Annotated in this window: 15 protein-coding genes; 6 read left to right on the top strand and 9 right to left on the bottom strand. The window is 38.0% G+C overall.

The features are described from left to right. Positions 1-380: 380 nt before the first annotated feature. The 6 genes from J1N10_RS11815 to J1N10_RS11790 all read right to left on the bottom strand — a co-directional run bounded on the left by J1N10_RS11815 (position 381) and on the right by J1N10_RS11790 (position 4579). Positions 381-770 (bottom strand): hypothetical protein, encoded by a 390-nt coding sequence (locus J1N10_RS11815; protein WP_262326915.1) that lies wholly within the window; start codon positions 768-770, stop codon positions 381-383. Positions 771-1122: 352 nt separating this feature from the next. Continuing rightward, positions 1123-2466 carry a hypothetical protein gene (locus J1N10_RS11810; RefSeq protein ID WP_262326914.1) on the bottom strand — a complete coding sequence of 448 codons (1344 nt, stop codon included), beginning with the start codon at positions 2464-2466 and terminating at the stop codon, positions 1123-1125. Then, positions 2435-2971, bottom strand: coding sequence for a hypothetical protein (locus tag J1N10_RS11805; RefSeq protein ID WP_262326913.1), 537 nt, complete (start codon positions 2969-2971; stop codon positions 2435-2437). The genes J1N10_RS11810 and J1N10_RS11805 overlap by 32 nt, the downstream gene beginning before the upstream one ends. Next, complete coding sequence (locus tag J1N10_RS11800; RefSeq protein WP_262326912.1) at positions 2964-3509, bottom strand: RNA polymerase sigma factor; 546 nt, start codon at positions 3507-3509, stop codon at positions 2964-2966. The genes J1N10_RS11805 and J1N10_RS11800 overlap by 8 nt, the downstream gene beginning before the upstream one ends. Positions 3510-3575: 66 nt before the next feature. Then, positions 3576-4085, bottom strand: a complete 510-nt coding sequence (locus J1N10_RS11795; protein ID WP_262326911.1) for an O-acetyl-ADP-ribose deacetylase — start codon at positions 4083-4085, stop codon at positions 3576-3578. Between the two features lie 5 nt (positions 4086-4090). Further along, on the bottom strand, positions 4091-4579 hold the full coding sequence (locus J1N10_RS11790; protein WP_262326910.1) for a YdeI/OmpD-associated family protein: 489 nt from the start codon (positions 4577-4579) through the stop codon (positions 4091-4093). A 46-nt stretch (positions 4580-4625) separates the two neighbouring features. Between J1N10_RS11790 and J1N10_RS11785 the strand changes: the two genes are divergently transcribed. Next, complete coding sequence (locus J1N10_RS11785; protein ID WP_262326909.1) at positions 4626-5384, top strand: tRNA lysidine(34) synthetase; 759 nt, start codon at positions 4626-4628, stop codon at positions 5382-5384. Positions 5385-5481: 97 nt separating this feature from the next. Further along, positions 5482-6873, top strand: a complete 1392-nt coding sequence (locus J1N10_RS11780) for a S28 family serine protease (protein WP_262326908.1) — start codon at positions 5482-5484, stop codon at positions 6871-6873. Between the two features lie 13 nt (positions 6874-6886). On the opposite strand, the gene J1N10_RS11775 is transcribed toward J1N10_RS11780, so the two are convergent. Next, positions 6887-8206 carry a cobyrinate a,c-diamide synthase gene (locus J1N10_RS11775; RefSeq protein ID WP_262326907.1) on the bottom strand — a complete coding sequence of 440 codons (1320 nt, stop codon included), beginning with the start codon at positions 8204-8206 and terminating at the stop codon, positions 6887-6889. A 238-nt stretch (positions 8207-8444) separates the two neighbouring features. On the opposite strand from J1N10_RS11775, the gene typA reads away from it, so the two are divergent. Continuing rightward, the gene (gene typA / locus J1N10_RS11770) at positions 8445-10241 is read left to right on the top strand and encodes a translational GTPase TypA (RefSeq protein WP_262326906.1); all 1797 of its coding nucleotides are present in this window, start codon (positions 8445-8447) and stop codon (positions 10239-10241) included. Between the two features lie 46 nt (positions 10242-10287). On the opposite strand, the gene J1N10_RS11765 is transcribed toward typA, so the two are convergent. Together J1N10_RS11765 and J1N10_RS11760 are read right to left on the bottom strand one after the other, a co-directional pair. After that, entirely contained in the window at positions 10288-10836 is a 549-nt protein-coding gene (locus J1N10_RS11765; protein ID WP_262326905.1) for a hypothetical protein, read from the bottom strand. Between the two features lie 89 nt (positions 10837-10925). Then, positions 10926-12530, bottom strand: coding sequence for an amidase (locus J1N10_RS11760; protein WP_262326904.1), 1605 nt, complete (start codon positions 12528-12530; stop codon positions 10926-10928). Between the two features lie 109 nt (positions 12531-12639). Here J1N10_RS11760 and J1N10_RS11755 point away from each other — a divergent pair, with 109 nt between their 5' ends. From J1N10_RS11755 to J1N10_RS11745, 3 genes are all read left to right on the top strand, one after another. Beyond that, positions 12640-13299, top strand: coding sequence for a TatD family hydrolase (locus J1N10_RS11755; protein WP_262326903.1), 660 nt, complete (start codon positions 12640-12642; stop codon positions 13297-13299). Beyond that, positions 13286-14050, top strand: coding sequence for a sulfite exporter TauE/SafE family protein (locus J1N10_RS11750; RefSeq protein WP_262326902.1), 765 nt, complete (start codon positions 13286-13288; stop codon positions 14048-14050). Before J1N10_RS11755 ends, J1N10_RS11750 begins: the two co-directional genes overlap by 14 nt. 112 nt (positions 14051-14162) lie before the next feature. Next, positions 14163-15182, top strand: a complete 1020-nt coding sequence (locus J1N10_RS11745) for a branched-chain amino acid aminotransferase (protein WP_262326901.1) — start codon at positions 14163-14165, stop codon at positions 15180-15182. Positions 15183-15251 lie beyond the last annotated feature (69 nt).

Here is a 15251-nt window from a genome sequence, read left to right as displayed (position 1 = left end):
CCAATTAGCACATCCTTTTAATGATATTAGGATGTTTTTATCTTTAACGCAACTTTATCATTAGAGTTTCACGTAAAATTCAAATAATTCAAGAAATCCTCTTAGTCACCTGTTAGACTAATATTTAAAAATCTTATTTTTCCTTTAAAAAAGGATTTGTGATACATAACTAATGATAACAATTCCACAGACATCCAGAATAATGCCTTATCAATTATTTTGTTATTCATTTGGTATAAAATGTAAACGCACAACTGAAAGAGATAAATAATTACATTATACATGGAACTTCCCCATCGGCGGATATATGACAAATAAAAACGGACATTTTTAAAAAAAATGTCCGCCCTAGTATAATACTAACCACCTAAAAAAACAAGCTACTCATATACCAAAACTGCTTTACCATCAACACTCTCAATTCCCTTTGGAGCTATTGGTGTTTCTTGAGTGCAGTCGACATCAGCATACCATTTTTCAACATACCTGATTGAGGTTTTTGTATAACCTTCTACCTGCTTTTGGAAAAGAATGGTATTGGCACTTTGATGAACTGGTAAATAATGCAATGGATGACCGCACGCATTTTGCCCGACCTCAACAATTGACCATTCTTCAATATTAACACACTCAACACTTTCTGAAACTCCCTTGAGTTCGGCATAGGTTTCTTCTAACCAAGCCTTATACTCTTCTTTTGTCCGCTCATCGTCGCTGCACGATGCAAAAATCACCAACGACACAATCAATAATGTGAAAATTCTCTTCATGTTACACCATTTTTAATCCTTTATATCAAGACGCAAAAAAAGGAAAAATGTTGCAAAAATCATCGCACAAACCTCACTCTATACATTTAACTAACAACACCTTACAATATACTCATCTGACTATTTTAAAAGAATTTCGGACAAGTAGTCTAATAAAAACACGCCAATCGAAAAACAAACATTACTTTTTTATATAAGAGCATTACTTTTTTCACCTGTAGTAGGTTGATTTTTATCTTTTAGATTTCTCTATTTTTTAGAAAAATCTCGATCTTTTTTTCAAAACAATAAAAAAAGGGATGATTTTAATAACCATCCCATTCATCATTTCTGATGCTATTTCACATTTATTCTAATGCTGTATCTTAAGATCCATTTCGTAACCTTCAATTTTAATAATCGGTGAAGATTCATCAACATTGCCAAATTCGTACAAAAATTCAAGCTCATTACTATCGCCAATTTTCCTTCTGATAGTATATCTTTCTTCAGGTAAATCTATATCAGGATATTGAACATTGCCCGTTATTTTATGAGCCTTTACATTCTCCAGAGACATATTGGCTTCGATGTATTTTCCTTTGAGTTCAATCTTTTCAAAATCACTCCCTACGAATTCTATTTCTAACTCTTCTTCGTAACCAGATACAATACAGCTCTTCTCCAGCCTGGAAATAGTAAACTCGTTATACTTTCCTTCTTTTGAATCAATAGTGGTTATTGTATTCAGCTTTATTTCATTCTCATAACCCTCGCGCATTGTCAGAGAGCTCAAATTCCCGCCTTTTATTTCGAGATATTTGGCATTTAAATCTAATTCTCCAATGTTGTTAAACTCCAACCCGCCTTCATAGGCCGAAAAATTAAGTTTTGTTACATCATCGAACTGAAGACTGGTGTATTTACTGGTTAATTGTGCATCATTAACACTTCGTGTAACCAGACTTCCTTCATAGGTTTCTATGTCTAATCGCTCAACCTGGTCAATATTAACATCGGTATATTTTGCATCTATCCTCACCTCCCTGCACTCAATCGCATTAAATTTACATTCGTATAAATTAATGCTTGTGCGTTTGTTATTTCTCATTTTCACAGACGAATATTTAGCTTCGCCAATCAATGTTTCCGATACATTATTCAGAAGCAAATGCGAATCATATAAGTCTAATTTACAAGACCCAACAATATCATTATTAAACTTTAAGTTGGAATACTTGAGGTTTAAATCAATATTGGCATTTTTGGGCAACCAAATCAGACAACGCTTCACCTTGAATTCTTTGAGTTTAATCGACTCTTTCTTATTAGATTTAAAAGTCACCTTGCTCCATTTCATTCCCATAATTTCCAAATCGAAATTACTCTGAAACATCAAATCCACTTTCACTTCATTTCCACCTGATAGAGAAGTTAAAATCGTCGATTGCATAGCTTCTTTTAGCCGTTTGAGCTCTTCAGGCTTACCGTCGGCTAAATACTCCAATTCAATTTTCAAGCTTTGACTTTCACTAGGCAATACTTCGGCTGTTATATCATACAAATTAAGCTCGATATTCGGCGAAGCTCCCAATTTTACTTCATTACTATAGGTAATAGGTTCAGCAGTCTGTGCCAATACATTGATGGACAGAACCAAACACATTACACCAATTAAATACCCCTTAAATACTGATTTGCTGAGATTTATTTTCATTTTTCTGAGTTTTGCGTTTTTCACTAATCAACCGTTCAATAATTCGAAGACGTTTTTCATAGGTATCCAGCATAATTAACACGGCGCGCTCATTGTAACCATGCTGTTTAATATCATTTAATCCATTATTATATATCGTATCCAATAAGGCCAACTCATCTAACAGCATTCTATCCAGTTCAATATCAACTGAAGGCATGGACTTAAATTCATCCCATTTTAAATTAACCTGATTGATGTAGCTAGTTTCCTGCTGTGCCAACTCCTTGTTAATAGCTGCCAAGCTATTAATTTGTGCCTGCATCATCATTTCGTGCCGTACAAACCAGCCAACAGCAAAAATAACTCCGACAGCGATTGCAGCTTTTGACAGCCAACTTCTCCAACGAATTGCAGGCCGCTTTAATTCTTTATCAATGTTGTGCCACATGCGTTGCACCTCGGGCTCATAAACATCTTGCTCTGCCCTCTTTTTTTCAAAATATTCTTCCCAACTATCAGGCATACAATATGGTTTTTAGTTGATTATTCAATATTTTTTTAGCTCGATGAAACTGCACTTTGCAATTATTAACTGTTTGACCTGTCAACTCTGCTACTTCATTAAAACGATAACCTTCTATTGCTCTCAAGGTAAATACAATGCGAGCCCCATCGGGCAATTCCTGAATTGTTTTCATCACTTGTTTTATCGGTAGCCCATCAGCCATTTCTTCCACTTCAACATCCGGCACCTCATCTACATATTCTGAAATCAGTTGCATTTTCTTTTGTTTCCGAACCAAACTAATAGCCTCATTGACCACAATCTGCTTCAGCCAGGAAGTTAAAGCCTTAAACTCCTTTAATGTATTAATCTTTTTAAATGCCTTTACAAAAGCATCCTGAACCACATCTTCGGCATCAAACTGATTACCCAAAATACGATAGGCCACATTATACATTGGCTTCACATATTGCTGATAAAGTGCGTAACGAGCACGTTCATCACCACACTTACAACGCTCAATTATTTGCTCAGTCAGATTAATCGATTGACTCAAAATTCAGGTTCTTTACTTAAAAGATGAGTGAAAAGTAAAAAGGTTAAAATAAGCAGTGAAAAAATTTTATTCAGACAGAAATTGCTGATAAAACTGGTAGTTTTCATCATCGTAACAAACAAACACAACCTTTGTAAGCACTTTACTTTTAAAACTCTTTACCGCATTGATAGCTACTTGAGCTGCTTCTTCTTTTGGGTAACCGTATACGCCCGTGCTTATATTTGGGAATGCTATTGTTTGAAGATGTTGAGACTCGGCCAACTTTAATGAATTAATGTAACAGGCGGTCAGTTTATCTTTTTCTCCATTATTTCCACCCTTCCATATGGGACCAACCGTATGTATCAGTTTTTTGACCGGCAATAAACCGCCAGTTGTCATAACAGCTTCTCCGGTTGGGCAACCTCCCTCTTGCTCACGAATTAAACTACATTCATTCATAATTTCAGGACCTCCGGCTCTGTGTATGGCACCATCAACGCCACCTCCACCCATCAAGCCAGAGTTGGCTGCATTAACAATTGCATCCACGTGCATTTGAGTAATATCTCCTTTAACTAGTTGCAGTTCCATACTATTTATTTTAGGTACTTGTCTTTTAAATAATCCATCAACTTAACGATGCGTCTGGCTTTAGTATCTTCTTTTTTGGCCTCATAAATCCAAGTAACGATCTCCTGTTGTTGGTTGGCCGTTTCTTGATTAAATGCTTCAACTAACCGGCCATCCTCCATCTCAAAACACTCGATAATGTCCTGGGGAATATCGGTCGGTAAATTATCCGGGTAAAGTTTTATATGTACTATATCGCCAGCTTGCTTACCTATCGCTTTTCGAATAGCTGCCTTTACTGGCAACATCATATTTCCATTACCTATGGGCATCAGGCGCGCATGTTTTATTTCGCATTCATCAATAAAACCATGCACTTTTATCCAGTTAAACCATGAATGTTTATCCGGTTCTATTTCGAGTATCTCGGCATATGTCCAGCCGCCTTTCCCTTCAAACTTTTGAAGCCGATATTTTTTGTCGACAAGTGGTTTTTTATTGGAAACCTTATTCATTGATATTGCTTTCAGTGCTTAATTCCCATCAAGTTAATTCCTTTTTATGAATTATCTTTGTCGCATGCGTCATAAACTTACAAAACAAGAACAAGCCTTTGTACAGAAAGTGCGTCAAACAGCTGGCAAAGCCATTAACCAATATCAAATGATAGGTGCTGATGATACGGTGATGGTAGCCGTCTCTGGCGGGAAAGACAGTTTGGCCTTGTTGGAGATTTTATCGTCGCGTCGAAAAGGTATGCCTATTCATTACAACATTCACGCAGCACACATTATTACCGAAGATGTACCTTATCAAATAGATACCGAATGGTTACAAAGATTCTGCAACGAATTGGATGTAACGCTTCATCTGGTTAAAACACGCGCTAATCTGGAATCAGCAGGCAAGAAAAAACCTTGCTTTGCCTGCTCACGTAATCGTCGAAAAGAACTATTCCAACTAACACATGCTTTGGGCATTAAAAAACTGGCATTTGGCCATCATTTAGATGATGCTGTAGAAACACTGGTAATGAACATGGCGCAACATGCCAACATTTCCTCCATTCCAGCTCAATTGAGCATGTTTGAAAATAAACTTGAGGTTATACGCCCTTTAATCTTATTAACCAATGCAGAAATGAAGGAATATGCCCGGTTAATGAACTTCCAATCACTCAAACAAGAGTGTCCTTACGAGGACCATACCATTCGTCAGAAAGCGCGTGATATCGTTGAGCAAATGACCAACATTAACCCCAAAGCACGCATCAATCTGTTCAATTCAATGAAGAAGATTGATTTTGAGTATTTGCCGTAACGAAAAAGTCTCAAAAAACTAATTATCAAATTACAAACATATTAGTTTGGCGTATTTTTTGCTTGCAAAAACATCGTAAAATTAAACCAAACCTAATATGAAAAGAACTACGTTTTACCTGATCCTTGCATCAGTTATTCTATTCGCATGTGAAAAAGATGATATTTCACCTTCAATTACTACCATTCTTGAACAGCAAAAAGAATTCACAATTACTGAAACTAAAGAGTTAGAAAATGGAGAACAACTTATTAAATTTACAATTAAACAACCGTTAGATCACAACAACCCAAATGGTCATTATTTAATACAAAATGGCTCTCTACTTCACCGAAATTATAAATTACCCATTATTTTTATGCCAAGTGGATATGGAAGAAGTCAAATTAGACACTATGATTTAACACGTTTTACATTCTCAAATAATAAAACATCGGGTCAACCCAATATTCTTGCAGTAGACCACCGATATTATGGCAATTACAGTGAGGATTTTGCAAAGCAGGACCCTAAATATCTAAACATTGAGCAAGCCGCCAAAGATCTTCATCAGGTGGTGAAAATATTTAAGAAATCCTATAAAAGTAAATGGATAAGTATGGGATATAGTAAAGGTGGCATGACTTGTATCTACCATAAATACTTTTTCCCAGAAGATGTAGATGCAACATTGTCTTTTGTTGCCCCCTTGACTTTGAAAGAAGAAGATGATCGATTCTATGAGTTTATTAAGAATATCAACACCTCCGAGGAATATGATAAAATGCTGCAATTCCAGCGTTTACTTTTACTAAAACGTGATGAATTATCGCCATTATTAGAAGAATGGTATCAAAGTCATAACCTGGTTATGGACCGCGAACCTGATAAAGTTATTGAAGGAATTGCTTTAGGTTATCCTTTCACCTATTGGCAATACAGATCTTACTGGCGAAAAGATGAAAGTTCAATTTTAGACGCTCCTACAATAGAAGACAATGCTGAAATTGTTTTCAAATTTCTTTCGGAAACCTATTTCTTAGATACATATTCAACCTTACACGATCTTAAATACGACCCATATCTTTATCAATCAAGAACTCAACTTGGTTACCCTTTATATGCTGAATACGAGCAATTATCAGATTTACTTAAATACTATAAAAACCAAAGCGAAAACACTTATGATTTTAACTCTAAACCCGTGCAAAATGTCATTAACTGGCTTGACCAAGAAGGCAATAATATAATCCACTTCTACGGTAGTAAAGATCCATGGACAGCAGCCATGTATAACAATACACCTTACTGTGATGCCCTCACGTTAACTGCTCAGGGAAAGGATCATTTGATAGATCTTTTATCATTATCAACAGATAGTTATGCCATTAGCAAACTTGAAAAGTGGACAGGATATACAATAGAGAACAATTATAGTGTTACAGTGTTAAAAAACAATACTCGCACTTGGTTACTCGAAGAACTTTCAATACCGATTATACCGAAATAAAAGATCGATAGGGCTATCCAACACTCACATTAAGCAACCTCAAAAACTGTCGCATTTTATCGGGCACTCCCAAGTAGATATGAAAATAAGACGACCAGCAATTTTCACTTCGGTAAATGGGCATGTCTATTTTTGTTCCTCGCGCAGTTTTTGCAGTTGCTTTTGCTTGTTCAACACAATCTTTGGCGATTAATGAATAATGAAATTCGTGACCTTTAAATATTTCATTTTCAATTTCAACCGAACGATACCCTAACTTTAACTTCATATTCTTAAGCGACGTTTCATAATCAAAAAGCCCAAGCATTTGATGAGCTGAACCATCTTTCAATTCAACCGATTGTCCCAAATACATCATTCCACCGCATTCAGCAATCAACTTTCCACCCTTCTTTTCAAATTGCTTTATGGCGTTGAGCATGTCTTTATTGGTCGCCAGTTGATCAGCATACAATTCTGGATAACCGCCCGGGAACCACAACAAATCACATTCTGGTATCTTATTATCATGCAGCGGACTAAAATACATTACCTCTCCTATTTGTTTTAATGCATCAACATTGGCCGGGTACATAAAATTAAAGGCTTCATCGTGTGCAATGGCAAAACGTAACAAACCATTTATTTTATCTTTTACTTCAAATTTATAAGCATTAAAATCTTTTGATGAGATACTTAAAAGCTGATTCAAATCAACATACTTATCAATTAATGCTGCTGAGGCTTCAACAGCTTTCATCATATTCGAAGTATCTGTGAGTGATAGACCAAGGTGACGCGACTCCAGTGCTAAGCGCTCATCTTTGGGCACATAGCCCAAAGAAACAACACCAGCATCTTCAGCGGCTTCTTTTAAAAACTGATAATGCGACTCACCGGATACACGATTGAAGATAACCCCTTTGACTTTCACATGTGTGTTGAAATTTTTATACCCATATAACAGCGGAGCCACTGAATAGGCAGTAGCCGCGGCATTGACAATCAGCACTACGGGCAAATCAATAAGTTGGGCAATTTCGGCAGAACTGCCTTTATCGCGCTTCGCTCCATCAAACAAACCCATGACACCTTCAACAACACCCACATCAGCATTTTGCATTTGTGTTTGAAAAATAGCTTTCACATGATCTTCATCCGACATCCATAAATCAAGATTATATGATGAGCAACCGGCAACTTGCGCATGGTGCATAGGGTCAATATAATCGGGACCACACTTAAATGGCTGGATTTTCAAACCCTTATCACGCAAAGCTTTTATTAAGCCTAGGGTGATAATCGTTTTACCTGAATTACTGGATGGTGCGGCAACTAAAAAGGCATTCTTCATTCTTCTTCTGTTTAAGTATCCTTGCGGATTGAACAACAAAGATAAGAAAACATGTAGCTTCACTATCGCTATATTCAGCACTAACAAAGCTGTTCTTTTTGCTCAATTTTACTCGCATATCTGCAATTTGAACGAAACAAGACATCACTTTTAAAAACCAATTTATCTTTTTTAATACTTGCATAATGCTGTAAACCAAAAAATAGCAGTACCTTTGCGGCTCATTTGGATTTTAGCTATGCAAGAGATTAGAAACGTAGCCATCATCGCGCACGTTGACCACGGTAAAACCACACTGGTTGACAAGATGTTAATGGCTGGAAAGCTTTTTAAAGATCACCAGGAAGTTGGTGAACTCATTATGGACAATAACGACCTTGAGCGTGAGCGTGGTATCACTATCTTGTCGAAAAATGTGTCGGTAATGTGGAAAGGGGTAAAAATTAACATTATCGACACACCGGGTCACTCCGATTTTGGAGGTGAGGTTGAGCGTGTATTAAACATGGCCGATGGCGTTTTGCTATTAGTAGATGCCTTTGAAGGGCCTATGCCACAGACTCGTTTTGTACTTCAGAAAGCAATCTCACTTGGCTTAAAACCAATTGTGGTGATCAACAAGGTTGATAAACCCAACTGTCGCCCGGAAGAAGTTCACGAAGATGTATTTGACCTGATGTTCTCATTGGACGCTACTGAAGACCAGTTGGATTTCCCATCGGTGTATGGTTCAGCCAAGGAAAACTGGATGAGCACCGATTGGAAAAAGAAAACCGATAACATAGAGGCCGTTTTCGACGCTATCTTAGAGCACATCCCAGCTCCTGAATACAATAAAGGAACGCCTCAGCTACAAATTACTTCATTGGATCACAGTAAATACTTGGGGCGTATTGCCATTGGTCGTTTACATCGTGGTGATTTAGCAGTGAATCAAGACGTCAGCCTTGTAAAACGTGATGGCAGCATTACGCGCACACGCATCAAAGAATTAAATGTATTTGACGGTTTAGGGCGAACAAAGGTTGATAAAGTATCATGCGGTGAGCTGTGTGCTTTAATTGGTATTGAAGGTTTTGATATTGGTGATACAATCGCCGATTTTGAAAATCCGGAGCCTTTGGAACCAATTGCCATTGACGAGCCGACTATGAGTATGTTATTTACCATCAACAACTCACCGTTCTTTGGTAAAGAAGGTAAATATGTAACATCACGCCATATTAAAGATCGTTTAGATAAAGAGTTGGAAAAAAATCTCGCACTGCGTGTGGAAGAAACAGATTCAGCGGATGCGTGGAACGTATATGGACGAGGCGTTCTTCATTTATCGGTTTTAATCGAAACGATGCGTCGCGAAGGTTATGAACTACAAGTAGGTCAGCCACGTGTTATTATCAAAGAAGAATTAGGCGAAAAACTGGAACCGGTAGAAGATTTAACCATCGATTTACCTGAAGAACATTCAGGAACAGCCATTGAAATGGTATCTAAGCGCAAAGGTGATTTAAAATCCATGGAGAAAAAAGGTGATCGTGTTCATTTGGAATTCAACATCCCATCTCGTGGAATAATTGGCCTGCGAAGCAACATGCTAACAGCTACCCAGGGAGAAGCGATTATGGCGCACCGCTTTATTGAGTTTCAACCTTGGAAAGGCGATATTGAGAAACGTATCAATGGTTCACTAATTGTGATTGAATCAGGTACTTCTATCGCATACGGAATGGATAAACTTCAGGATAGAGGTAAATTCTTTATAGCTCCACAAGAAGACGTTTATATGGGCCAGGTAGTTGGCGAAAACAACCGTGAAGGCGATTTAACTATCAATGTTACCAAAGCCAAAAAGATGAGCAACATGCGTTCTTCAGGTGCCGATGATAAGGTTAAATTAGCACCTCCGATTCGCTTTAGTCTTGAAGAAGCTTTAGAATATATTCAGGGTGATGAGTATGTTGAAGTGACACCATCAAGCATACGTCTAAGAAAAATATTACTTTTAGAGCACGAACGAAAACGAGCTACTAAGTAATATTAATAACATAACCGGTAATTTTTGAATTATCGGGTTAGCAACCCTAGGGAGATGGCTGGAAACGGTCATCTCCTTTTTGTTTGCTACTTCTCAATACACCCAACATATAGCCAATTCCAATTCCATAATAAACCTGTTGCTTATTCCAGATAAACTGAGGCGAAGCTGACAAGCCAAACACTCTTGTAAAGGCAAATTCAAATTTTGGATTGATGACTAAACCAATTGTCTGGTTCCTGTCATAATCGAAATCATAATTTCTACCAATCTGAATTCCCCCACTGTCCTCAAATTTCGTCCAATTTACGGGCATTGTTAGCCTGGAAAACATCATACCAGCCTGCAGGTTAACACGAATCGTTTTTTGTTGATTAATAGAAAAATAACGCCCACCAAGTATTTGTAAGCTTTCCATCTCATCATGAGAACCGTCTAAGCCAAAGACTGCCACTGAAGCCAGACCTCCTGCATAATCAGATGGTTTCGATTTTGGGTTGCTTATCGTGGATGAATATTCAATAGCCAATGAATACTTTCCTCGAAACAGATAAGTCACCCCAAAATCAGCATAAAAATAATTACCTGCGTTCATATCACACGTTGCATAAACAAATCTATCTTGCCCAACCTGTGAATATGCTTGTATATTTATTACAAATACCAATATTAACAAGTAAATCTTCACGTTAACAGGCTTATTTTAAACTCAGGCTTTAACCTTTTGTGACTTGCTTTTTCATATAAATGCGCTATTTGAATCAAACGACTTTCTGTCCAGGGCTTACCAAAGAACGAAACACCAATGGGCAAACCTTTGATATTGCCAGCTGGCACAGTAATGCTTGGATAACCTGAAACAGCTGCCAATTGAGAACTTCCTCCACCAAAATTATCTCCATTAACATAGTCGATGCTCCAAGCAGGTCCATTAGTAGGTGCTATAATGGCGTCTAGCTTATGCTCATTCATCAGTTTGTCGATACCTTGTTTTCGCGATAATTCAACACACACCTTTTTCGCTTCATTATACTTTGGATCATCTAAACCTTTGGTTTCATTAGCCAACTCAAATATCTCTTGTTCAAACCATGGCATTATTTTACTTTCATTCTTCTTATTGAAATCAATTAGCTCACTAAGTGTTTGAAATCCACATTCAGGGTGAGATGCTAAATACTTTTCAATCCCCTCTTTAAACTCGCACAACAAAATTGTCCACTCATATTGTCCCAATTGATTCACTTCATCTGACACAGTAATATCAATCACATCAGCTCCTTTGCTTTTTAACACTTCAACCACCTCATTCATAATGGACGAAACACGTTTATCAAAAGCAGATGTTTTACTTAGGTAGCCTATCGTGGCACCTTCCAAAACCGTATCATCAAAATTGAGGTACACTGCCGGATCGGCCGGTTGAGCTTTTGTTTTTTCATCCGTTGCATCAATGCCTGTTAATGCGGATAATAAGATTGCTGCATCAGTTACTGTGCGCGCCATTGGACCAGCCGTATCCTGACTTTCAGAAATAGGTATTATGCCTGAACGCGACAACAAACCCACCGTTGGCTTAATTCCTACAACGCCATTAATACCAGAAGGACAAACAATGGAGCCATCGGTTTCGGTACCAATGGCCAAAGGCGCCAAATTAGCCGAAACAGCCACAGCAGAGCCTGACGAAGAACCACATGGCGTTCGGTCGAGCACATAAGGATTTCGCGTTTGACCTCCACGACTGCTCCACCCACTACTCGATTTAGTGGAACGGAAATTGGCCCACTCACTCAGGTTGGCTTTACCCAATAAAACGGCACCAGCCTCGCGAAGCTTTTGGACAATAAAAGCATCTGTTTGAGCTTTATGATTACCTAAAGCCATAGAACCAGCCGATGTTATCATTTTATCAGCAGTATCAATATTTTCTTTGATAATTACCGGTATGCCATGCAATGGACCACGCACTTTTCCTTCTTTTCGTTCAGCATCCAAAGCACTTGCAATGAGCAATGCATCAGGATTTACCTCAACAACAGCGTTGGTCTTTGGTCCACTTTGGTCAAGCTGCACAATGCGTTTTAGATATAGCTGCACAATTCGCTCAGAAGTCAAGTCTCCCGACTTCATTTTTTGTTGCAGCTCAGCGACTGTTACTTCCGATAATTGAAAATCATCAACAAAAGCTTCTTCATTAACTGGTGCTTTATTATTGGTTTGACAGGCAGCAACACTTAGTCCCAGGCTGGCCAAAATCGAACTTTGTAGGAAATTCCGACGTTTCATAGTAGGTAGATTTGAATGACAATCTAAAAATAAGTATTTATCGCATTCAGTCAGCACATAAGAACAAGTTTGTTCTTAATCAGTACATTTGCATAATACCGTTTCAGCCATGTTTATAAATACCCATACACACCATCTTTCTAAAGAATCAGGCCAACACCCAGAGCTGATTAATTGCATTGTACTCCACAGTGAAGGATTAAACAATGGCTGGTATTCCATCGGCCTTCACCCGTGGAACATTAATTCATCCTATTCAGAACAACTTACAACCGTAGAACATCTGGCTAAAAAACCCAATGTATTGGCAATCGGCGAATGTGGTATTGACAAGCTTAAAGGCCCTTCACTAGAAATACAGACAGAAGTATTTAAATTACAAATTGATCTTTCAGAAGAACTTCATCTACCAGTTATTATCCATTGTGTTAAAGCTTATTCCGAAATAATTAAAATTCGCAAACAACTACAGCCAAAGCAAGCCTGGATTTTCCACGGTTTTAATGCTCCCAAAGAAACAATGGAACAGGCATTAAAACATGGTTTTTACTTTTCACTTGGTGAAGCTATTCTAAAAAAGAATTCAAAGGCTAGTCAAACTTTGCCATTTATTCCGCACAATCGACTATTTTTGGAGACAGATAACAATCCTCAGCTTCACATTGAATCCATTTATGAAAAAGCTTCAAAATTACTAAATCTTGAATCTACTCAATTACAATTAATTATTCAAGATAACTTTAAGCAACTATTCAATGTTAACATCTGAATTAATCAATCCTTTACAAAGCAACTGGACCACTTGGAGCATAACACTTTTGTCCGCTTTTTTCATCGGCGTTTCTAAAAGTGGCTTAAAAGGCCTGTCTATGTTTGTTATTCCCTTATTTGCTCACCTTTATGGTGGTAAAGCATCGGTTGGTATACTGCTGCCTTGTCTGCTTATGGGCGATTTAATGGCGCTTCGCTTTTTCTACAAAAGCGCCAATATAAAATTGATATTAAGATTAATACCACCTGCTGTTATCGGCATCCTGATAGCCGTTTTTATTGGTACAAAAATTAGTGATGTACACTTTAAATACACCATGGGAACAGCCATATTAATCTGTGTTGGCTTATTGCTCTACAATGAATTTAAAGGCAAAATTGATATTTCCGGCTCAAAGGTCTTTGGTAATACTTTAGGATTAGCTGGTGGTTTTGCTACCATGATTGGAAATGCGGCCGGCCCTATTTTCAATTTGTATTTATTGTCGATGCGTTTACCCAAAGCTGCTTTCATTGGCACAGGAGCCTGGTTTTACTTATTGCTTAATTCATTTAAGGTACCCTTTCACATTCTAAGTTGGGAAACCATCACCTGGCAAACCTTTCAGCTCAACCTGATGATGTTCCCCATACTTATTCTTGGCACCTTTACCGGCAAACGAATCGTTGGCTATATCCCGGAAAAACCGTACCGATATTTGATATATACTATCACATTGTTATCGGCTATCTTTCTGTTTGTCAGATAATATGTTTTACAACCCCTGCTAGAGATGCCTTTTGTCATTTAAATTATAAGTTGATTATTGTACCTTTACGTGCAGATAAAGAAAAATTACACTCGTACTAAATCATACAGAAATGAGCGATATCAATTGGAGCGACTTGTCTTTCAGCTACATGAAGACAGATTACAACGTTAGATGTTACTACCGCGATGGTAAATGGGGTGAACTGGAAGTTCATTCATCAGACCAGGTAAGCATTCATATGGCTGCTACCGGTTTGCACTATGGCCAGGAAGCTTTTGAAGGATTGAAAGCCTTTAAAGGTAAAGATGGTAAAACTCGTCTTTTCCGCATCGAAGAAAATGCGAAACGCATGTACAATTCGGCTGTTGGAACCATGATGGCTGAAATTCCGGAAGACATCTTTGTTAATGCTGTACTAAAAGCTGTTGAGCTGAACAAACGTTTTGTTCCGCCTTATGAGTCAGGTGCTTCGTTATACATTCGTCCTTTATTAGTTGGTACCGGCGCTAAAATTGGCGTAGCTCCAACCGACGAATATTTATTCATGGTATTTGTGATGCCTGTTGGCCCTTATTTCAAAGAAGGCTTTAAGCCAACTAATATGATGATTTCTCGCAAATACGACCGTGCCGCTCCACTTGGAACAGGTAACATTAAAGTAGGTGGTAATTATGCGGCTAGCTTACGTGCCGGTCACGAAGCGCATTCAAAAGGTTATTCAGCCGTTCTTTTCTTAGACAGCAAAGAGAAAAAGTACATTGATGAGTGTGGCCCTGCTAACTTCTTTGGCATTAAAAACAACACTTATGTGACGCCCAAGTCAGAATCAATTCTTCCTTCAATCACTAACATGAGCCTTTGCCAGTTGGCCGAAGACATGGGCATGACGGTTGAACGTCGTCAGGTTCCTTATGAAGAGTTAAGCACTTTTGAAGAAGCTGGCGCTTGCGGTACTGCTGCAGTAATCAGCCCAATTGGACAGATTGATGATGTAGAAGCGGGTAACTCATTTGTATTTAGCAAAGATGGCAAACCGGGTGAAGTATCAGAAAAGCTTTATAACAAATTACGCGCTATCCAGTATGGCGACGAGCCAGATACACACGGTTGGGTAACGGTAGTTGAGTAATATAGATTATTAAGTCGATAGACTATTAGAAATATGAAATGGGTTTCGTTATACGGAGCCCATTTTTTA

Origin of the sequence: Carboxylicivirga litoralis, from assembly GCF_025499605.1 — a bacterium.
GTDB classification, from domain to species: Bacteria; Bacteroidota; Bacteroidia; order Bacteroidales; family Marinilabiliaceae; genus Carboxylicivirga; species Carboxylicivirga litoralis.
This window is presented reverse-complemented; position numbering and strand designations above follow the sequence as displayed.